Origin of the sequence: Pseudoteredinibacter isoporae (assembly GCF_011602085.1) — a bacterium.
Lineage (GTDB): Bacteria > Pseudomonadota > Gammaproteobacteria > Pseudomonadales > Cellvibrionaceae > Pseudoteredinibacter > Pseudoteredinibacter isoporae.
On record NZ_JAAONY010000001.1, the window covers coordinates 1,475,830 to 1,496,175 of the forward strand.

Annotated in this window: 17 protein-coding genes; 14 read left to right on the forward strand and 3 right to left on the reverse strand. The window is 45.2% G+C overall.

The window, feature by feature from the left end:
* The first annotated feature begins 19 nt into the window (after positions 1-19).
* From G8768_RS06510 to G8768_RS06540, 7 genes are all read left to right on the forward strand, one after another.
* Positions 20-874 (forward strand): helix-turn-helix transcriptional regulator, encoded by an 855-nt coding sequence (locus G8768_RS06510; protein WP_166849640.1) that lies wholly within the window; start codon positions 20-22, stop codon positions 872-874.
* Positions 875-952: 78 nt separating this feature from the next.
* Positions 953-2,140, forward strand: a complete 1,188-nt coding sequence (locus G8768_RS06515) for an MFS transporter (protein ID WP_166849638.1) — start codon at positions 953-955, stop codon at positions 2,138-2,140.
* Positions 2,141-2,150: 10 nt separating this feature from the next.
* Positions 2,151-3,107 carry an agmatinase gene (gene speB, locus G8768_RS06520; RefSeq protein ID WP_166849636.1) on the forward strand — a complete coding sequence of 319 codons (957 nt, stop codon included), beginning with the start codon at positions 2,151-2,153 and terminating at the stop codon, positions 3,105-3,107.
* Between the two features lie 296 nt (positions 3,108-3,403).
* Positions 3,404-4,321: an LpxL/LpxP family Kdo(2)-lipid IV(A) lauroyl/palmitoleoyl acyltransferase gene (gene lpxL, locus G8768_RS06525; RefSeq protein WP_166849634.1), complete on the forward strand. Its 918-nt coding sequence runs from the start codon at positions 3,404-3,406 to the stop codon at positions 4,319-4,321.
* 600 nt (positions 4,322-4,921) lie between these two features.
* A complete protein-coding gene (locus G8768_RS06530) occupies positions 4,922-5,752 on the forward strand; it encodes a hypothetical protein (RefSeq protein ID WP_166849632.1) in 831 nt (276 codons plus the stop codon).
* Between the two features lie 42 nt (positions 5,753-5,794).
* A complete protein-coding gene (locus G8768_RS06535) occupies positions 5,795-6,790 on the forward strand; it encodes a restriction endonuclease (RefSeq protein WP_341800982.1) in 996 nt (331 codons plus the stop codon).
* 215 nt (positions 6,791-7,005) lie between these two features.
* Positions 7,006-7,548 (forward strand): hypothetical protein, encoded by a 543-nt coding sequence (locus tag G8768_RS06540; protein WP_166849630.1) that lies wholly within the window; start codon positions 7,006-7,008, stop codon positions 7,546-7,548.
* 13 nt (positions 7,549-7,561) lie between these two features.
* On the opposite strand, the gene G8768_RS06545 is transcribed toward G8768_RS06540, so the two are convergent.
* The 3 genes from G8768_RS06545 to G8768_RS06555 form a co-directional block, all read right to left on the reverse strand.
* Entirely contained in the window at positions 7,562-8,746 is a 1,185-nt protein-coding gene (locus G8768_RS06545; RefSeq protein ID WP_166849628.1) for a tyrosine-type recombinase/integrase, read from the reverse strand.
* Positions 8,701-8,931 carry a hypothetical protein gene (locus G8768_RS06550; protein WP_208020084.1) on the reverse strand — a complete coding sequence of 77 codons (231 nt, stop codon included), beginning with the start codon at positions 8,929-8,931 and terminating at the stop codon, positions 8,701-8,703. Before G8768_RS06550 ends, G8768_RS06545 begins: the two co-directional genes overlap by 46 nt.
* 320 nt (positions 8,932-9,251) lie before the next feature.
* On the reverse strand, positions 9,252-9,554 hold the full coding sequence (locus G8768_RS06555) for a hypothetical protein (protein WP_166849625.1): 303 nt from the start codon (positions 9,552-9,554) through the stop codon (positions 9,252-9,254).
* A gap of 292 nt (positions 9,555-9,846) precedes the next feature.
* Between G8768_RS06555 and G8768_RS06560 the strand changes: the two genes are divergently transcribed.
* The 7 genes from G8768_RS06560 to G8768_RS06590 all read left to right on the forward strand — a co-directional run bounded on the left by G8768_RS06560 (position 9,847) and on the right by G8768_RS06590 (position 20,232).
* A complete protein-coding gene (locus G8768_RS06560) occupies positions 9,847-10,089 on the forward strand; it encodes a helix-turn-helix domain-containing protein (RefSeq protein WP_166849622.1) in 243 nt (80 codons plus the stop codon).
* Between the two features lie 672 nt (positions 10,090-10,761).
* Complete coding sequence (locus G8768_RS21260; protein ID WP_166849619.1) at positions 10,762-11,628, forward strand: phage integrase N-terminal domain-containing protein; 867 nt, start codon at positions 10,762-10,764, stop codon at positions 11,626-11,628.
* Positions 11,629-11,880: 252 nt separating this feature from the next.
* Positions 11,881-12,078 (forward strand): methylation-associated defense system helix-turn-helix domain-containing protein MAD1, encoded by a 198-nt coding sequence (gene mads1, locus G8768_RS06570; RefSeq protein ID WP_166849615.1) that lies wholly within the window; start codon positions 11,881-11,883, stop codon positions 12,076-12,078.
* A 6-nt stretch (positions 12,079-12,084) separates the two neighbouring features.
* The gene (locus G8768_RS06575; protein WP_166849612.1) at positions 12,085-14,853 is read left to right on the forward strand and encodes a class I SAM-dependent DNA methyltransferase; all 2,769 of its coding nucleotides are present in this window, start codon (positions 12,085-12,087) and stop codon (positions 14,851-14,853) included.
* The gene (locus tag G8768_RS06580) at positions 14,850-16,901 is read left to right on the forward strand and encodes a DEAD/DEAH box helicase (protein ID WP_166849609.1); all 2,052 of its coding nucleotides are present in this window, start codon (positions 14,850-14,852) and stop codon (positions 16,899-16,901) included. Before G8768_RS06575 ends, G8768_RS06580 begins: the two co-directional genes overlap by 4 nt.
* Entirely contained in the window at positions 16,894-18,093 is a 1,200-nt protein-coding gene (locus tag G8768_RS06585) for a GIY-YIG nuclease family protein (protein ID WP_166849606.1), read from the forward strand. Before G8768_RS06580 ends, G8768_RS06585 begins: the two co-directional genes overlap by 8 nt.
* Complete coding sequence (locus tag G8768_RS06590; protein WP_166849603.1) at positions 18,094-20,232, forward strand: type I restriction enzyme HsdR N-terminal domain-containing protein; 2,139 nt, start codon at positions 18,094-18,096, stop codon at positions 20,230-20,232.
* Positions 20,233-20,346: the final 114 nt, after the last annotated feature.

Here is a 20,346-nt window from a genome sequence, read left to right on the forward strand (position 1 = left end):
CCATTGTTTTTCAATAACTATGATTTCAAGAAAATACAGCGAACACTTCTCGGCCTGGAGCGAGGCACTGGGGCAGGCCGTACAAGCGGTAGGCAGCGAATCGTTTTATGTGTCTCTCTGTCAGGGATTGTCAGCGCTGCCGGAAATGAGTCACCCTTTGGTCCTCTATTTTCCAAAGGGTGAACCACCGGTTGCTATTTATAGCGATTACACCGAGGCCGAAGACTATCGCCTCCAGATCGAGCAGTATATCTGTGGCCCTTATATTCTGGATCCTTATTATCGTTTGAGTGAAAGTCATGCGCCGAATGGCGTTTATCGCCTGCGGGAAATTGCCCCGGATGATTACAAACGCAGTGAATTTTATCACCGCTACTACAAGGCGATTGAAGCAGAAGATGAATTATCCTTTGTTCAGACTTTACAAAATGGTGATGCTTTACATATCTCCATGACCCCCGAAAATACCGGTAGTACGTTTTCAAAGTCCATGGTGCAGTTTACAAAAACCATTGCACCGGTGGTACTAGCGCTCAATGAACAGCATTGGCAAAGCATCGAGACAAAACCCAGTTCAACGCAGGGCCATTTGCATCGTGAACTCAGCCGGGGTTTATCTTTGTTTGGCAGTTCTGTCTTGACTGATAGAGAGATGGCAACACTGGGTTTCATTTTGCAAGGCCACTCCAATCAATCGGCTGCGGATAGATTAGGCATTTCCATTTCCACCGTTAAGTTGCACCGTAAACATATCTATAAGAAATTGGACATCAGTTCCCAGTCTGAGTTATTCCATTTATTTATTGATTCCCTCAGTTGTCTGGATCCGGAAAAAGATCTCGACCCTCTCGATGCTTATATGAAAATACCCTAATTGGGTATACCGTTGACTGAGCCCTCTCGTTACACTGAATTCAGTACACAGATAATAAAAACATCAGCGGGGCATTACATGCAACTTGGCCAATTGCGTTCAGATTCCATTATTGGTTTATGCCTGCTCAGTGTGTTGGGCGTTGTCGGGCTTTCAGGGCTGATGCTGTTGCCGGTTTTACTTGGTGCCTATGTTGATTTTTTAGGTTTCAGTGAGAGCCACGCGGGTTGGGTAACCAGTGCAAATCTCGCAGGCATTGCGCTGATGTCATTGCTGGTTTCCTTTCAAGTTCGCCATCGCTCTTTGTATCAGATTGCTTTTTGGGGACTGATACTGATGCTGCTCTTCGACGCATTGTCGATGCTGAGTGGCGGATTGAAGCAGTTGTTGTTTTTTCGGTTTATGTCTGGCCTTGGCGGCGGCGCCGTTCAAGCAGTTGTTGCTGCGGCGATTGCCCGTTCTTCTATTGCCGGGCGGGGCTATGGGATTTACATCGGATTCCAGTTTGTATTGCCGGCCATTGCGTTTTATTTATTGCCAGCGTTTTTACAGCGCTTTGGTTTAAACGGTTTGATGGTGCTGCTGTTGGCCCTCGAATTGCTGTTTTTGCTTTTTGCCAAGGTCTTGAACAGCTACCCATTGCCGGAACAGGCTTCTTCTCAATTAAAAGGCACGTGGCGTTCGAGCCATTTGGCTCTGCTAATCAGTAAGCCGTCCCTGCTGTCGCTGTTTGCCTTGTGTTTCTACGGTATTGCCAATGCGGGCTTTTATGCCTATGTCGAACGATTCGGTTTGCACAGCGGTTTGGCTAATCAACAAGTGGGCGATGTCCTGGCCTTGGCAAATTTTCTTGCCGTTGCCGGGGCCGCTTTAGTGTATTACCTGGGTGATAAACATGGCTTTTTACGCCCATTGAGCATCGGTATTTTTATTCAAGTGTTGTCCATGCTCTGCTTATTGCAGGGGGCCGGCTGGGCGTATTATGCCGGGGTTATTGTGTGGTCCCTGGCCTGGGCCTTTAGCTGGCCGTTTTTTCTCAGCATGCAAGCAAGCTTAGACAAAAGCGGTTCGGTAGTGGCGGCAGGGCAATGCAGTAATTTAATTGGTAACGCAATGGGGCCGCTTATTTTCAGTTTTGCGTTGAGCGCCGACAGTTATGTGCCATTGATTACTGTCGCGATTGTATTTTTTATTTTAAGTTTGCTGCCCATGTTGGGTGTGGCGAAATATCTGCCGGACGGCAGTGTTGAATATGAGAAACAGTAGGGGAAGCATTATGTCTCAAGCCAGTGATTTAGCGTTTACGCGAGAAGGGCTTTACGGTACGACGGTGGAAGCAACCTTTGCTGGCGCGACCAGTTTTATGCGCCGACGCTACAGCCGAGACCTGACGGGTGTGGACGTTGCCATTACCGGCGTACCTTATGATCTGGCGACCTCCAATCGTTCTGGTGCAAGGCTCGGGCCACGCGCTGTGAGGGCCATTTCGTCAACGCTCTCTTGGGGAACCGTAATGGGGTGGGGCTTCGATCCTTTCAATACTTTGGCAGCCGTCGACTATGGTGATTGCGCCTTTGATTCCGGACGTCCGGATCAAATCCCCGACGAGATTTATCAACACGCAAAAACCATCCTTGATCAAGATACCGCGATGTTGATGTTGGGTGGCGATCATTTCTCTACCTATCCCGTGATTAAAGCTCATGCGGAAAAGCACGGACCGATTTCATTAATTCACTTCGATGCGCACAGTGATACCTGGGAAGACGAAGACGGCCGAATTGATCACGGCACGATGTTTTACCATGCGGCCAAGCAAGGCATTGTCGATGCTGAGCATTCAGCGCAGGTTGGAATGCGTCTCTTTAATCCTGATAGCCACGGTTACAATGTCTACCCGGCTGAATGGGTACATGAAGAAGGCATTGAAAAAACCATTGCCGCTATTCGCCAGGTTGTGAGGGATCGTCCTTGTTACGTCAGTTTTGATATCGATTGCCTGGACCCGTCCTACGCACCAGGAACCGGAACCCCGGTGATTGGTGGCTTATCCAGTCATCAGGCGTTGAGAATTATCCGTGGTCTGGCGGGTATTAATGTTGTGGGTATGGATGTCGTGGAAGTGGCTCCCGCTTATGATGTCAGCGAAATAACTGCGCTGGCGGCGGCAACGATTGGGTTGGATCTCCTGTGCCTCTATGCCTACAAGCATTGCCCGCCAGAAAAAGGGTAATAATGTTTTCGTTTTAAGCGCCAGCCATGGACAGGCCGGCGCTTTTTATGAGCATTTACACCGTTCAAGGTTTGGAGTCGGATTCTATTATCGGTTGCCGGCCTCAAGTAGCCGATGCAAAAAAATGCTTTAGCTCGCAATAGCATAAGCTTATCCCTTGCGAGCCGCCGCTTTATTTATCCTGTTTAGCTCAATTCCTCGTTTTCTTTCTGTATTCTGTTTAATCTTAATTTATTAATTTACCTGTTCTTGATTTACAATTGTCCCAAGCAATAGGACAGGAGAGACAGATTTATATGGAAAGCAAACTGCCAAGACACTTTTATCATCCTAAATACTGGCCGGTCTGGTTGTTGATTGGCGCTATGTGGGGACTGGTGCGCTTACCCTGGCCCTTTCAGAAATGGGTAGCAAAAGGTTTGGGGTTTCTGCTTTACAATTTGGCAGGCAAGCGCCGTAACATTGTTAGAAAAAACCTGCAGATGTGTTTTCCCGAATGGAATGAGGAAGAGCAGCAAAAACGCGTAAAGGACGTTTTTTACCACAATGCTCTCGGTATGGTCGAAGCCTTCAATGCTTTTAATCATCCTTCAGAAAAGTTTCACTCAAAAGTCGACATCCACGGCACCGAGCTTTTAGAGCAAGCCAAAGCTAAAGGGAAGGGCGTCATTTTGATCGGCGCTCACTATAGTCATTTGGATTTTGGGGCGGCTCTGATTTCATTGGTGACGGATGCCACTGTGATATACCGCCCGAATAATAATCCAGTAATGGACCACTTTATTTTGAAGGGGCGCCAGAAAATTCTTAAGGATGTGATTCCCCGAGACAATATGCGTGCCGTTATCCGAGCACTGAAAAACGATGAGGTTGTTTGGTATCCGCCCGATCAGGATTATGGGGAAAAGCATTCCGTTTATGTCCCGTTTTTTGGCGTCAACGCTGCCACCATTACGGCCACCAGTCGCCTGGTGAAATTCAATGATTCCCCCGTACTGATGTTGTCCTATCGCCGAGATGACAACAGCGATCGCTACACCATGGAATTCGAAGCACCTCCAGAAGGTTTCCCAAGTGGCGATGATGCAAAAGATGCCGAGCTGATCAATCAGGCTCTGGAGCGCAATATACGTAAAGCCCCCACTCAATACATGTGGACTCACAGACGCTTTAAGACCCAGCCGGATGGAAAGGGGAATTTGTATCGGTCCTGAATGTATTTCGGGGTGTGCTGATAGAAGAGACTGGCAGTAGATACAAAAGGATTTGCACGATAGCCCTGTTTCCACAAGGCTGTCCCTGACAAGCAGGCATAAAAAAAGCCGATCACGAGGATCGGCTTTTTTGAAGATGGTGCCAGGAGAGGACTTGAATCTTATTTTTAATCTAACAATTTCCAATAAAATCAATGGGTTATGGGTTTTCATTTTTTCTCGCTCCAAGAAAGCTCCAGAATTGTTCTCTAGGTTAGTGAGCAGCAATTTTAGATCTACGATATTTCTTCTAGCCTCGCTATATTGAGCTTCAGACTGCTTATTCCCAATTGTATTCTTTAGAGGTTTTTATCCGAAGATATCTAAAGGCGAATACTGCAGGCGTGGAGAGCTCTACTTTCTAACTGTTATATCCCTTTAAAATTTGAGAATATGCCCCCTGAATTTCTCGGGCCCTGTCGACAGTGAAGGTCATTGTAGATAGTGCGAAGTGCCAGGGGGCCAGCTACAGCTGGCGGATACTTGGAGGTTGGGTTGTTAAGTCAGCGGCCTAATGCCTTCAGTAATCATTTCGAGACCGGCTAAAAAAGGAGGTTAAAAATGAAGATAGGGATATATAGGCAAACGGGGCAAGTGTTCGAAGGAGACACCTACCATGGGAGAGAGGTAAATAGCCCGATTATCTCGCCTTGCAAGCTGGTAACCAGTCGTGAGGAGCTGAAGGTAGGTCCTAACACTAGTCACGACACGGAAGGCTATGTCTTTCGAGAAGATTTTTATGATCCCAAAAGCCGTATCCGTCGCGGAAGAATTTACAGTGCTTGGAACAGCCAGCCTCATCGGTGGATTGGGCTGAATGGTGAGTCTCCGAAAGAGCTTATAACCTATGCAAAATCCTCGGTTTGGGCGCAGTATCATCAGCAAGGCCAGAAGGAAGTTTATGCTTTGCTTGGCGATGAGAGGCGCTTCGGCGTATGGAGGCTGGTAGATATTGAAGTGATGGCGACAGGAGAAGAGCTGCTAACACTCAAGGCGCTTTCAGTATATGGTCTTTTGCCTGAGCTGCTTGAAGCAGAAATTCCAGAGGAGCAATTATCCCTCATCAAGAGAAAATTAAGTATTGTGGTGGATGATATGTATACAGCTAGTGCTGAGTCAGTTGTGGATTGCTGTCGAGAGGCTGCAACAGCCGTTCTGGGGAGCTATCTTTGTCTACCAGGTAGTGACCTTGGTTCTTTATGTAAGCAGCTGGGAGAACAAAAAAAGTACATAGCGAAAGATCTCAGCAACACTATCAACCTGTTTCACACTAGACGTAAAACCAGTGGTGAGAGGGGTAGAGGAACTCGCAGAATCACAGACGAGGATGCGCATTTGGCTGTATCGGCGCTAGGGGTGGTTTTGGTTGAACTGGGTTGGGGCCGTTGGTAGATCTTTAAAACTTAATTTATGAAGGGAATAAGGGAGTAAAGAGTGTCAAATAGCTGGATGATCCGTGCTGGGCGCGGGGGTGCTTACATTGAAGATTTTGAGAAGGGCTATGCTGCTATTGGCTGGTCTAAACTGGGTGATCTCAGTCAGTACAAAAGTAATGATAGCCTGCGAGCCAAGTATATTGAAGCTTATGGCAACGATAAGCCATCTGCGACTGCTAATGCGATTGCTATGATTCTCAAATTTCGTGATCAGATAAAGGCCGATGATTATGTCGTTAGCTATAATCCTGAATCCAGAGAATATCTGTTGGGAGTGGACCAAGGTGAGTATCTATACCAGCCAGATACTGTAGGCAGCTACCCCAACCTTCGCAAGGTGAAGTGGGTCGGCAAGGTGAGTCGCGATAAGCTACCTAAAAAAGCAAAGAACTCGCTTGGCTCAACGTTAACGCTCTTTTCGATTAATCAGGAGGTTATCGAGGCCTTCCTTGCTGTACTGGAAGGAAAGGTAGTTGCCGCACCAGATTTAAGTGATGAGGTGGATGAAACCGAATCCGTACAATTAAAAGATGAGACGGTTGCCCAAAGCCATGAGTTGATTAAAGACAAGATCGCAACACTTCTCCCTGATGAAATGGAAGAATTAGTGGCCAGTATCCTTCGGGCGATGGGGTATAAAGCCAAAGTATCCCCAAAGGGGCCAGATCGTGGTGTAGATGTTATTGCCTCACCAGATGGCCTTGGCATGACCCAGCCCCGTATTAAGGCTGAAGTAAAGCATCGTGGAGGTTCCATGGGAGCTCCTGCTATTCGAGGCTTTATTGGCGCGCTAAGAGAAGGTGATTCAGGCTTGTTCGTTAGTACGGGTGGTTTTAGTCGAGAAGCTCGATACGAGGCTGACCGCTCTACTTTCCCGCTTACCTTGGTTGATCTTGATGATCTTGCTGACTTGATTGTTAGTCATTATGAAAGCTTTGATCTTGAAGGGCGTGCCCTTGTACCGCTGGTGCGAATTTATTGGCCTGTCGACTAGTGTCCTGACGCGGCTGCTTGCTCGACTTGGGACTCGAAATATCGCATGATGCGTCTATGTGACTGATTGATATTTATGCATTTTTGAATGCAGGCACGTGTCGATATTATTGGGTTTTATCGATATAAGATGATGATTTGTCGACGCTGTCGACATTTGATCAGGTCAAGTTTTGTCTATCTGCCTTGTGCTGATTTAAAGAGCACGGTTCTAGTATGCCTAGGAAAACTGCACCTAAATCAAAACACATCCATTGGGATTTTAGAGTCGATAGATTTAACGCCAGTGTTATGGCGGGAATAAGCTCTGATATTCTTAATCCACGCTTTTGGGCGCCTAAGAATAAAATTTATAATTTTTATTCGACTATTGAATTGACAAGTACCTGTATCGAACCAGAGGAGTTGGCCGGGGCTGTTTATACCTTCATGGTTTATGGGTATGAATCTCGATTTGAAGACTTTTCGTCGGTCCTCGGGGATTATGCGGCACGCAATAAAGATGGAAGCGTCATGTACCGAAAGGTAAGGGGGCTGTCAGAGGAAGTCTATGAGCCCCCTAAAGATATTGGGTTAATCGATAGGAATATGGGAAAACGCAACTGGATGGGGTCTTTGCATGTTCCTCCAACCCTACTCAATGACATGTTGGTTGTGCTAACAGGCGTATCCCCAGCCTATTTATGTGTTCACGAATTGCGTGAGGGTAGAGAGAGGCGAATTATTGGTTTCACCTTGCAGACAAAAGAGCCAGATTAGAAATACGTTGTTGTTATTGCCCAAATTTCGATACAAAAACATGCCGTTTCTCATCAGGGCTTTGCTCCACCCAGCGTCCGTAGTGTCGCATAATCATTTCAGTCGTTTTATGCCCCATTTGCTCAGCGACAAATAGAGGGTTCTCTCCACCAGAGAGTAATTGGCTCGCATAGGTATGTCGCGTTTGATACGGGTTACGGTAACGGACAGCGGAACGTTCAAGAACGTTCTTCCATAGTCGTTCAAGGTGTTCATAATCGATAAACCTCCCTTTGTACTGTGGGCGTACAAAGACAAATCCGTTGCCTTCTGATTGGTATCGTTTTTGATCGTTGATTGCTTCTAAGGCACTGGGTAAAAGTATGACAAAACGATTTCCAGCTTGCGTCTTTGTTTCTTTTAACTCCCTTTCGACGACCGCTCGTTGAATGTGTGCGACGCCATTTTTAAAGTCTATATCTTTCCATTGAAGCCCAAACAGCTCAGACGTTCTAAGCCCTGTGAAGAAGGCAAATTGCAAGAAGTTGGCGACTCTAGGGTCGTTTTCTTTAGCCGCCCTCAGAACACGGTCGATTTCCTGCTGAGTAAAAGGATCGACCTTATAGTTACTTTTAGATTGGGACCGAGAGACCAGCTTGCTTACTTTGATCTTATCAAGAGGGTTTCGCTCGATGATGTCGTCATTGAGCGCTTGATCCAGTACTGCGCGTAACGGCGTAAGATCGTTACGAATGCTTTTTAACGTTCCTGAACGGTTGCGAATCCAATCACGTATCTGTTGTGCACTCAGCTCACGTGCCTTGATGTGGCCAAAGTGGGGAATGAGATGTGCTTGACAGCTTTTCCGGTAACAGCGGTACGTGCTCTGTGGGTGAGTACGTTCAATATCGATTAGCCAGTCTGTTAGTAACGATTTAATTGTATCGTCAGACTTGGCTTCACCGAATATGGCTGCACGCTTCGAGTTTGGAAAATAGTCAGAGTAAAGAAACGTGCCTCGTTCAATCAGGTTTTCAACCTCAGCTTTTAGATTGATAGCGTAACGCTGATCGTTTTTGCGACGAGCGTTAAGCCCTGATAAGACTTCTTTACAAGTGACACCTTTGTATTGAAACTGAATCTCAATAGATTCTTTTCCGCTTGAATAAATCCTTATCCTGACGCCGCGCGACAGTTTTTCAGACCTTGTTCCACCCATTGTTCTACTTCCTCTATGTTGATCCAAAGAACGCGTCCCCTTACCTGGCAGTGAACACCGTCAAGCCAAATCCCTTTCTTACGCCGGGCATGGACAGCATGGTTTGTATCGCCAGACAGTTCACACCATTGCTTTATCTTGACCCATTTAATACGTGGGAAAAGTTTCTCGTTACCTTCGGCCATAATGTATTCCTCGTTCGCTTGAAAAATTCAGGGACACTATGAGACGAAAAATAACAAACAACGACTATTCACCTTCCAATGACCCAGGAAAAATTCCAAGTCACTGATTAAATCTAGGAGCGCAGCGCCTGCGTCCTGCGCTCGTGACTCGCTGGCGAAGCGCGGGGGTAGCAAATGGCCAGTGGCTCACCGGAAGCCGCAGCTAAGTGACGAAGCGATAGCGGAGGAGTCTGAACGGGTGAGGAAGCGCGAAGCCTTGCACTTGCCATGCGCGAGGGGCAGCGCCCCTTAGAGGCTGCTTTCTATGGTGTAGTAGTCCCTTAGTCACCGGATATGTCCTTTAACGTATCGAACAGCTCTGAGACCTCCATTCCCATATGCTGTGCAACACGGCTTAAAAGCTGGTCCTGATGAGGTTCCTCCATAGATTCCAAGACCTGAACAACACCGGACACTAACGATTGCGCCTGTGCCTGCTGATCAAATTCCAGGTGGAGCTCATTGAGACGAATGCTTATGTACGTTAATGCGCTCTGTACCAGTGAGTTGACCCAGTAATAGCCAAACATGGCTCTTTCCGATAAACCGCCATTCTGATCGCCGAGTTCTAAGCTATTGATCATCTCAACCACTGAGTTGGCTCGGTCTATTGCGTCTAAGCAGTCAGTAAGACTCGCAGGGCTGCTGGATTTGCTAAAAAACGGGTGGAGCGGCAAAGGGGCTTCAGCTTCCCTGGTATCTGATGAGCTAATGTCCATATTTCCCCTAACTCCTTGAATTCAGTCGGTTTTAGATAGGTCACGCATAAAAATGTGACTTATAGGCATCATTATATCTCAATTTGATTAAAAAGCGACTCATAGTCCGTTGGATGATGAGTCACATAAGAAGAGTATGTGCCCCACTGGGGGAAATATGCCAAAAGAGAAAAAACCATACCCATGCCCTGAATTCGGGGCATACTTGCGAGAGCTAAGAAAAGAAGCGGGGTATACGCAAGAAAGCTTTGCGGATGCAGCTGACTTCGATCGTACTTATGTGAGCGGTGTTGAACGTGGCGAACGCAATGTCAGCCTGGTGAATATATGTCGATTCGCCGATGCTCTAAGAATTCATCCTTCGAAACTATTCGAGTTCTACAAGTCAGAAAATCAGTAGCGTATATTTGTGATCGAATAAACTGATTGCCTATAAAGTCATAGGGGCAGATGTGAAATCTACCTAACCCGCGTCACTACAAAAGCGTAGTGACGCGGTACCTAATCTCAATCTCCATAAGGCCTAGAGCCTACTTTCCAGAAGTGCTGTAAGGATTATCCGCAATAAACTCACTTCATTATCCTAAGATACTTCCAAGCAATAATTTCATGTGTGGCTATTGCACTTTCAATAGCAAATGCCTCTAAGGCAATAGGGCTTATATCTCTCCTAACAAGGAGCCATAACCCGCAAGCGTCTTTCCTTGGTAAATAACTGGGGGAAGGCATTTTCAGAAATCCAAAAGGAGAAATATCAAAATATAGATAGCAGCAACATGCCGCTTAAGTATCCACTAGGTAAAACCTATTGGTACTTCACCGGTACGAAAGGGAGTGGTGCCCCTAGGCTTTAAGGCCAAGCAATTCGCTTTGCCCTTTGCAGCTCATTACTGCAAAGCAGCCATTAACACTAACCAATCAGTCAAACACCGATAAGCCTGCTGCTAAAACTCATCGCATCGTAGAAATGAAAATCAGGAATTTTATTTATCCAACTCTAGGGAAAGAAAACTAAAGCCATACAGGGAATAAACCTTTCACACTGTAATTTTCGATATCCAGAGATACCACAGTGCGTAAGTTAAACTTCCAGCTAAAACAACTGTGTAAAGCGAATCGAGAGGGGAGCTATGCAACACAAAGCAACCGCCACAAGATGCTACAAAAAATGGCGGAAGATCTGCATAAGCTTGGATTCCGAGGTATGCAGGCCAAATCCATTAAGCAAAAACACGTAGAAGCCCTCATCAGCCAATACAAACAAGAAGGCCTGTCTGTAGGAACACTAAAAAACAGAATCTCAGTGCTGCGCTGGTGGGCAAACAAAGCAGGAAAGCCACAGGTTGTCGCCCAAAACAACGAACACTACGAGATAGGCAGCCGAGTCATGGTTGCTAAAACGTCAAAGGCCCAAAGTCTAGATCAGCAAAAGCTTAACTCAATCACCGATCCCCATATTCGAATGAGTCTAGAGCTTCAAGCAGCCTTTGGGCTCAGAAGGGAAGAGTCAATCAAGTTCACCCCGTCATACGCTGATCAGCAAGACCACATTCGACTCAAATCCACTTGGTGTAAAGGCGGCCGGGAGCGAACGATTCCGATCAGAACCGAATGCCAAAGAGCTACGCTCAATAAAGCACATCAATTAGCAGGCAAAGGCTCCCTAATCCCCAGTCAGCTATCTTATGCTCAGCAAATGCGACGGTACGAAAAACAAACCGCAAAAGCAGGCCTATGCAAAATGCATGGCCTCCGTCACTCGTATGCTCAAATACGCTACCAAGAGCTCACCGGCTGGCTGGCTCCAGCCAATCAGGGGCCCACCAGCAAGCAACTCACCACAGAACAAAAGCAAATAGATCTTAACGCCAGACTCATTATCTCCAAAGAGATGGGTCATACCCGCGAACAGATCACCGCCACCTACCTCGGTCGTTAAAGCCGCAGTTGTCATTTCCGCAAAAGCGGAAATCCAGACATTCTGCTCCAAGGGCTTCGCCCTGGCCGCAGGCCCTCCCACCCTCGCCGGGAGGCAGATGGGCCGGCGAACTGCCCCATCCACGACAAGGTATAGAAGACCCCCGGTTCAAGGACTACTCGCCGCAAGCGGCTGCGTTCCTCCTTGAACCGGGTATTGTTGATTCCTCAATTTTCCCTTATTCTCTCAGCTACTGTTTGGGTGGGTAACAGAATGAATGACGAAATTTTGACCTTGAAGGAGGTCGCTGAATACCTGAAATTGGCAGAGAAGACTGCCTATAGGTTAGCCGCTGAGGGTAAGTTACCCGGATTCAAAGTCGGGGGGAGCTGGCGTTTCAAGCGAGAAGATGTCCAGAGCTGGATAGAAAGTCAGAAGACGGATAATGGTAAGAATGGGCAGGAAGGGTGATTTTCATTGAACGCTGTTGAAATAGAAGAAGCAATATCCCTCGTAGTTGAGCAAGAATTTGACTCGGCCAATTTTCCTTATGCCTTCTTGGAGGCTTTCGGTAACAAACCAGCCACGATTAAGCGTCTTAGGAGCGGAAACACCAATTCGTCAGACATTGAAGGTGGCGTGCTACAGCGCAACCACATCCATATAGCGGTATGTGACCAAGGCAAGGTATCAGACACATTAAACCTGCTCAAAGAAAGTCCTGCCACCAAGAAAGGTAAGGCTAAGTTTCTTCTTGCTACCGATGGTGAGGACTTTCAGGCAGAAGACTTAACCTCGGATGAGCCACCTGTTGTTTGCAGCTATAAAGACTTTCCAGACCATTTTGGTTATTTTCTGCCATTGGCGGGGATTACCACTGTAAAGCAAATTCGTGAAAGCTCTTTCGATATTAAGGCGACAGGTCGCTTAAATCGCCTTTACATTGAATTGCTAAAGGACAACCCTGAATGGGGAGCAGAAGAACGCCGCCATGATATGAACCATTTTATGGCGCGACTTATTTTCTGCTTCTTTGCGGAAGATACCGACATTTTTCGTGGAGAAGGACTGTTTACGAAAACCGTTGAGCAAATGAGCGAACGAGATTCATCTAACACTCACGAGATTATGAGTGAAATCTTTCGTGCCATGGACACAGCCAATGATGATAGAGAAAAAGTTGGCTTGCCGCGTTGGGCTGATGCGTTTCCATACGTGAATGGTGGTTTGTTCTCTGGTAATACAGATGTACCGCGCTTCAGTAAAATTGCGCTTAGATTTCTTGTCAATATCGGTTATCTGGATTGGACAAAGATCAATCCTGATATTTTCGGTTCAATGATACAGGCTGTCACTGATGAAGAAGAACGGGGCGCTCTTGGCCTGCATTACACGTCTGTTCCGAACATCCTTAAAGTCCTTAACCCCTTGTTTCTTGAAGATCTTAGATCAAAGCTTGAGGAGGCGGGAGACAGTCCCCAAAAGCTTCTAAATCTTCGTAAACGTTTGGCCAAAATACGTGTCTTTGACCCCGCCTGTGGTTCAGGTAATTTTCTTGTTATTTCATATAAAGAAATGAGAGAAATTGAAGCGGAGATCAATGATCGTCGGGGCGAACCAGACAGAAAAACGGATATACCTCTCACAAATTTCCGGGGAATAGAGCTTCGAGACTTTCCTGCTGAAATTGCTAGGCTTGCTCTCATTATCGCTGAGTATCAGTGTGATGTGCTTTATCGTGGGCAAAAGGAGGCTTTAGATGAATTCTTGCCGCTTAATGCGATGAACTGGATTATATGTGGTAACGCTTTACGACTGGATTGGTTAAAGATTTGTCCGCCCACTGGAACAGATGTAAAAGTATCAGCGGATGATCTGTTTGATACGGCGCTAGATCAAGTAGAAATAGATTTTGAGAATGAAGGTGGGGAGACCTATATCTGTGGTAATCCTCCCTACAAAGGTCGTAATAGACAAGAGAAAGCGGAAAAAAAAGATACCGAGGCGGTGTTTAGCAAATATTCCGGATCTTTTGCTTCCCTCGATTATGTGGCAAATTGGTTCGTTAAGTCTGCTCAGTATTGCAAAGTAACTGATGCTGATGCGGCGTTAGTTGCTACGAACTCAATATGCCAAGGTGAGCAAGTCGCCCTATTGTGGCCTGTAATCTTCTCAGAAGGTTTAAGTATTCACTTTGCACAAACATCTTTTAAGTGGTCGAATTTGGCAACTGATAAAGCTGGGGTGACTGTAGTTATAGTAGCTATTTCACCTAATCAAAAGCATAAAAGATGCAAGCTGTTTTTTGAGAATGAGCTAAGGGACGTAGATGAAATAGGTCCATACCTTGTCCCAAATAGCAGTGTAGTTGTAAAGAAAGAAAATGATCCACTCTCAAAAATATCTCCGATGTATTTAGGGAATATGCCGAAAGACGGAGGTAATTTAATTATGAGTCAGGAAGTTGGTCGAGAGTTAATTCGTAAGAGAGATGTACCGCCTAGATTCATAAGAAATTTCTATGGGTCAGAAGAATTAATTCATGCGAAACCCCGGACTTGTTTATGGGTGGAGGATGAAGAGGTTGAAGAAGCGGCCAGCAATTATGCTATTTCAGAAATCTTCAAAAAAGTTGAGAGTTTTAGAGCGTCAAGTAAAGCTTCATCTACCCGGAAATATGCTTCTTTGCCACACCGCTTTGTCCAAAAAACCGCTGGGCAAGGGAATAGGGCAATTATTGTGCCTCGCGTTTCTTCTGAAAATAGACCATACCTTCCGGCTGACTATTTCGCATCCGGGCCAATAATAGGCGACAAATGCTATGCCCTTTATGATTGTCCATTATGGAATTTCTCCCTAATAGTATCTCGTTTGCATTTGATCTGGATTGGTACGGTATGCTCTAGATTACGAACTGATTTTTCTTATGGTAATAAATTAGGCTGGAATACTTTCCCTGTCCCTGTACTTACCGAAAAAAACAAAGAAGACTTGATTAAGTGTGCTGAAGATATTCTATTAGCTAGAGAGGCACATTTTCCAGCAACAATAGCCGATCTCTACAATCCCGAAGAAATGCCTGAAGACTTACGAAGAGCGCATGATCGCAATGATGAAGTGCTAGAGCGTATTTATATTGGTCGGCGTTTTAAAAATGACACCGAACGGCTTGAAAAGCTGTTTGGCCTCTACACCAAAATGACCAATACAAACCCCGGTTCTAAGAAGAAGGTATCCCGAAAATGACGGAACATAAGGCAACCCCCTCAGTAACGGTTAATTACGCAAGAAACGGAAGCTCAAAAAAGTCCAATGAGCTGGGTATGCGAGTCATGCAGGAACGCGCCTATGAAAAGCGTGGTGAGCAATATCTGTTGATTAAGTCTCCGCCCGCATCCGGCAAGAGCCGAGCCTTAATGTTTATTGCTCTGGATAAGCTTAATAACCAAGGGGTTAAAAAGACGATCATTGTTGTGCCAGAAAAGACTATCGGTGCCAGCTTTAATAATGAACCTTTGTCTAACTGTGGATTTTACTGGGACTGGGAAGTAACACCCAAGTGGAATTTATGTAATGCTCCGGGTGAAGATGGCGGTAAGGTCAACTCTGTCAAGGCTTTTCTTGATATCGATGACCCCATATTAGTTTGTACTCATGCAACCTTCCGTTTTGCCGTGGATAAGTTTGGTGTTCCTGCCTTTGATAACTGCCTGATTGCTGTTGATGAATTTCATCATGTGAGCGCTAATCCAGACAACAAACTTGGGGCGCATTTGAGTGAGTTTATAGCGCGGGACAAAGTGCATCTGGTGGCTATGACAGGTTCTTATTTCAGGGGTGATGCCGAGGCTGTACTGTCTCCTGAGGATGAGTCCAGGTTCGAGACTGTTACCTATACCTATTATGAGCAGTTAAACGGATATGAATACCTGAAGACCTTGGATATTGGTTACTTCTTCTATTCAAGTGGTGATTACACCAAAGAAATTACAGAAGTTCTTGATCCTTCAGAGAAAACCATACTCCACATACCTAATGTCAATTCCCGTGAGAGCCAGAAGGACAAATACGGTGAGGTTGAGCGGATATTTTCGGCTCTTGGTGACTGGGAAGGTACAGATGAAGATACAGGCTTCCAGTTGATCCGCACAGAACAAGGAAAAGTGATTAAGGTCGCTGATTTGGTTGATGATGACCCCAAGCGGGATAAGGTGTCAGCAGCATTAAAGCGGCCAGAAGCTAAGTTGGACCGTGATTTTGTTGATGTGATTATCGCTCTTGGCATGGCCAAAGAGGGTTTTGACTGGATTTGGTGTGAACATGCACTGACAGTAGGGTATAGGTCTAGCCTCACCGAGATCATACAGATTATTGGCCGCGCCACCCGTGATGCTGAAGGAAAGACAAGAGCGAGGTTTACAAATCTCATTGCCGAGCCTGATGCTTCAGAAGAAGCCGTTACGGATGCTGTGAACGATACGCTCAAAGCAATAGCTGCGAGTTTGTTGATGGAGCAGGTGTTAACGCCAAAATTTAACTTTACCCCTAAAACGCCTACAAGTGGCCCTCAAGAGGGCTTTGATTACGGTGAAAACGGGTATGACCCGAATGGAAGTAATGTTGGCTTTAATGAAGAAACAGGCCAGTTCCAGATTGAAATTAAAGGACTTGCAGAGCCGAAAAGCGATAATGCCAAGCGGGTATGTCAGGAAGACCTGAATGAAGTTATCACGGCTTTTGTTCAGGACAAGACAGCACTTGAGCGGGGGCTGTTTGATGAAGAGGTTGTACCCGAAGAGCTAACTCAGCTGCGAATGGGCAAAATTGTGAAAGACAAATATCCAGAGCTGGACACTGAAGATCAAGAAGCAGTCCGGCAGCACGCTATCGCCGCATTAAACCTGACGCAGCAGGCAAAGGACATTGCTAATCAGGATGATAGTGGTGAAATTTCTGCCAATACTGCGTTCGTAGATGGTGTTAGGAAATTTGCTATGGATGTGCGGGAGCTGGATATTGATTTGATTGACCGGATCAACCCGTTCAGTGAAGCCTACGCAATCCTTGCGAAAGCAATGGATGAGGAGAGCTTAAAGCAAGTCAAAGCCGTTATAAATTCCAAGAAAGTGCAGTTGACCGAAGAAGAGGCACGAGAGCTTGCTACTCGTGCTGTCCAGTTTAAGCGAGAGCGTGGCCGTTTGCCCGATATTACGTCCGCAGATCCATGGGAACGCCGTATGGCTGAAGGGATTGCCTTTCTCCAAAGAAGAGTAATGGAGGAAAGTCATGGCTAATACTTCTAGTCAAGGTAGGTCCAACAGAGAGCTATTAGAAGAGCTAGGTGTTGAGATAAAGCAGGAAAAGAAGGCGGTCAGAACACCTAAAGAGGAGCGGATCATCGCTGGTTTTGAAGAGATTCAGCGCTTTGTTGATGAAAATGGTCACGTACCTGAGCATGGTGAGTATAAGGATATCTTTGAGCGCCTGTACGCTACAAGGCTTGATCAAATAGGTAAACAGGAGGAGTGTCGTGCCTTGGTAGAGGATATGGACTATCAGGGTCTTTTGTCTGGTGACCTTAAAGTGGCCGAACCGCCTGCTGAATATAAAACTGATAAGGAGCTTCTGGCAGAGTTAGGGATAGATGCGCCGAAAGAAGGAGATGTTACTTTCCTCAAGCACGTTAAGTCACAAGCCGAGAAGAAAGCGGCAGAGGAAATTGCCAATCGTACACCTTGTGAAGACTTTGAAAGTGTTGAGCCACTATTTAATCAAGTTAAGGATGATCTTCATAGTGGAAATAGAAAAACGCTGCGATTTGGCCAGGATACTAGTATCGAGCAAGGAAATTTTTTCATTTTGGGTGGTCTTGTAGCCTACGTTGCAGAAATTGGTAAAGAATTTAAGGCACCAAATGGTGAGAAAGATGCACGTTTAAGGGTGATTTACTCAAATAGAACTGAAAGTGATTTGTTAATGCGCTCTTTGCAGCGAGCGCTTTACAAGGATGAATCAGGAAGAAGGATTACTGATGCAAGCTTTGGGCCTCTATTCGACGATGAGGTTGAAGAAGATGACCTGGCTAGCGGGACTATCTATGTTCTAAGGAGTAAATCAGATCACCCTGCTATTGCCGAGAATAGAGAGCTTATTCATAAAATTGGTGTGACAGGTAGTGCGGTAGATCAGCGGGTAGCAAATGCAAAGTATGACCCGACTTACTTGATGGCGGATGTTGAAATCGTGGCCACCTATGAACTTTACAATATAAACCGCAGCAAGTTAGAGAGACTTCTTCATAGGTTTTTCGAGGATTCAAAGCTGAATATTGAAATAAAAGACCGCTTTGGTAAGCCTGTGTCTCCCCGCGAATGGTTTTTAGTCCCGTTATTCGTTATTGACGAGGTCGTGAAAAAAGTCAAAGACGGAACTATAGGCGAATATTGGTATGATATTGGTGCTGCAACTCTAATAAAGGGATCGTAAATGAGTGATACCAATGCGTTAATGAATCTGAGTGGTGCGATGGATTTGATTAAGAAATCATCAAATCCATTAACTCCAATTTTTGAAGCTATCACTAACTCGTTGGAATCGCTTACTCAGCGAGCTTCAGATGATGATTACTCGATTACGGTTATGCTGTTCTATAAAAAGCTAACCACTGATGAGCGGCAGATTGAACAAATAAGTTTTTCTGATAACGGCTCTGGATTCAATGAAGAAAACTATAGGCGATTTCGAGAGTTTTTTGATAAAAGCAAGGGTTTTCATAACAGAGGTACTGGGCGTCTACAGTACCTACATGCATTTGACCAAATAGTAGTCGATAGTGTTTATGAAGAGAATGGGGAAAAACTGAATAGAAAGCTACTGTGTAATAACTCAAATTTTATCGCAGAGGAGTCTTGCGGTGGTGTTTCTGATGGTGCTGGAATTAAAACTACAGTCTACTTGAAACAATTTAGAGGAAATGAATCGGACGCTAACTATTATGCTGGCCTTTCGATAGATGACCTAATAACCAGCATTAAAAGGCATTTCATTCTTCGGTTTTATCTGGATAGCCAGAAGGAAGAGCTTAAAGTTCCTACGATTACAGTCAAATATGTGGTGGCTGGCGAGGAAGAGTCAGAAAGAGTGATTCTGCCTGACAATATTCCTCAGCCTGAAAAAACGGGATCTATTTCAGTTCCTTACCATAAAATTCTGGACGCCAATGCTAATCGAGCTGAGTGGCAGACTTTATCTGATAAGAGTGAAACGATTCATTGGGCACATTTCAGCATCCCAGAAGAAGAGTCTATAAGGAATGGTATTTTTCTTTGCAGTAAGGATGTGCCGGTACAAAGTGTGAAGTTTGATGAAATTGGCAAGGATGACAGTTTTGACGGGAAAAGGTATATCACGGCCTTCTATGGAGAGCTGCTTGATAACCCAGACAGTGTTAACCATTCGGTTGATCGCTTTACTCTTCCAAATCGCAAAGAAAAAGAGCAGCTCTTCAATAGCAAGGATTTATTTTTTGATGTTAGTAGCGAATATCTGTTTATTGAGTCAATTGAAGATGAGGTATACAAGTCTATTCCTGGCATCTATAGAGGGATAATAGATTCTCAGGAAAAGCATCAAGAAAATGTCGCGGCAATAGCAAAAGCTCATGGTATACCTTTAGATGTGGCATTTTCTGCCAAGATTAAATTGAATGATGATGAGAAAACGATAACGAAAAAGCTGTATAAGGCTCAATCAGAAAAGCTGGCAGATAAAGGGTACAAGGCTAAAAAGATTCACGATACCCTTAACCAATTGAACCCAACGGAAGAGGGTTATCAAGATGATTTGCGATCCAAGGTAACTGAACTTTCTGATCTCGTTGATTCACAAAACAAAGAAGAGCTAAGTAAATATGTAATTCGCAGGGAAATGGTAAAAGATGTATTGAAGAAGATATTGGATCAGGAGTTGATCTATCAGAAAACTCCAGTGCCTAAGGGAAAATCTAAAGATAAAGAAGGACTTATCCATGATCTCATATTTAAAAGAAAGAAACAGAATCAATTGAATGACCTATGGATTCTTGATGAGGAATTTTTGCATTTTGAAGGCTGTTCTGATGTTGATCTCGACCAAATAGCACTTCCGGATGGCAGGTTACTTCTTAATGAAGTTGACCCAGAGCTAAAAAGTACATTCGGTGTCAGTCTTAAGAAGAGGCCAGATATCTATTTGTTTGCTAGTGAAGGAAAGTGTTTGATTATCGAGTTTAAGTCTCCAAATGTAGAAATAACTGATCACATCAATCAGATGACGAAGTATTGCACTTTAATAGCGAACTACGGTGTTGTTAAAACAACCAAGTTCTATTGCTATCTTGTCGGAGAGAAATTTAATCCACATATCAACCTTGATGGTGATTATTATGAGACAGTTAATGGCGACTGGGTTCGAGATGAGAAGCGAATTATGTCTATCTCGAATCACAGAGAGCCAATTGCATTTCAGCGTTTGGAGCTGGTTCAGCTCTCATCTATACACGAAAGAGCACATCGGAGAAATATGAGTTTTGCTGAGCAACTTGGTTTGCCAGAACTGCTGGCAGGCTTAGACCCGCTAGGAGAATAAGTCGTTGGGGTCAATGAAGAATAGGCAAGAAGGTGAGGTTTACAGGGTGAGCGCTTTTCGTAGGGATCAAAAGCGCGCTCCACTCACGCTCCATTTTTGAGGCTAACAAAAACC

Coding starts and splice junctions, on each gene's coding strand:
- G8768_RS06545 (WP_166849628.1), bottom strand. CDS start 8,746: ATGGGTGGAACAAGGTCTGAAAAACTGTCGCGCGGCGTCAGGATAAGG.
- G8768_RS06560 (WP_166849622.1), top strand. CDS start 9,847: ATGCCAAAAGAGAAAAAACCATACCCATGCCCTGAATTCGGGGCATAC.
- G8768_RS06530 (WP_166849632.1), top strand. CDS start 4,922: ATGAAGATAGGGATATATAGGCAAACGGGGCAAGTGTTCGAAGGAGAC.
- G8768_RS06550 (WP_208020084.1), bottom strand. CDS start 8,931: ATGGCCGAAGGTAACGAGAAACTTTTCCCACGTATTAAATGGGTCAAG.
- lpxL (WP_166849634.1), top strand. CDS start 3,404: ATGGAAAGCAAACTGCCAAGACACTTTTATCATCCTAAATACTGGCCG.
- mads1 (WP_166849615.1), top strand. CDS start 11,881: ATGAATGACGAAATTTTGACCTTGAAGGAGGTCGCTGAATACCTGAAA.
- G8768_RS06585 (WP_166849606.1), top strand. CDS start 16,894: ATGGCTAATACTTCTAGTCAAGGTAGGTCCAACAGAGAGCTATTAGAA.
- G8768_RS06540 (WP_166849630.1), top strand. CDS start 7,006: ATGCCTAGGAAAACTGCACCTAAATCAAAACACATCCATTGGGATTTT.
- G8768_RS06515 (WP_166849638.1), top strand. CDS start 953: ATGCAACTTGGCCAATTGCGTTCAGATTCCATTATTGGTTTATGCCTG.
- speB (WP_166849636.1), top strand. CDS start 2,151: ATGTCTCAAGCCAGTGATTTAGCGTTTACGCGAGAAGGGCTTTACGGT.
- G8768_RS06510 (WP_166849640.1), top strand. CDS start 20: ATGATTTCAAGAAAATACAGCGAACACTTCTCGGCCTGGAGCGAGGCA.
- G8768_RS06590 (WP_166849603.1), top strand. CDS start 18,094: ATGAGTGATACCAATGCGTTAATGAATCTGAGTGGTGCGATGGATTTG.
- G8768_RS06555 (WP_166849625.1), bottom strand. CDS start 9,554: ATGATCAATAGCTTAGAACTCGGCGATCAGAATGGCGGTTTATCGGAA.
- G8768_RS06580 (WP_166849609.1), top strand. CDS start 14,850: ATGACGGAACATAAGGCAACCCCCTCAGTAACGGTTAATTACGCAAGA.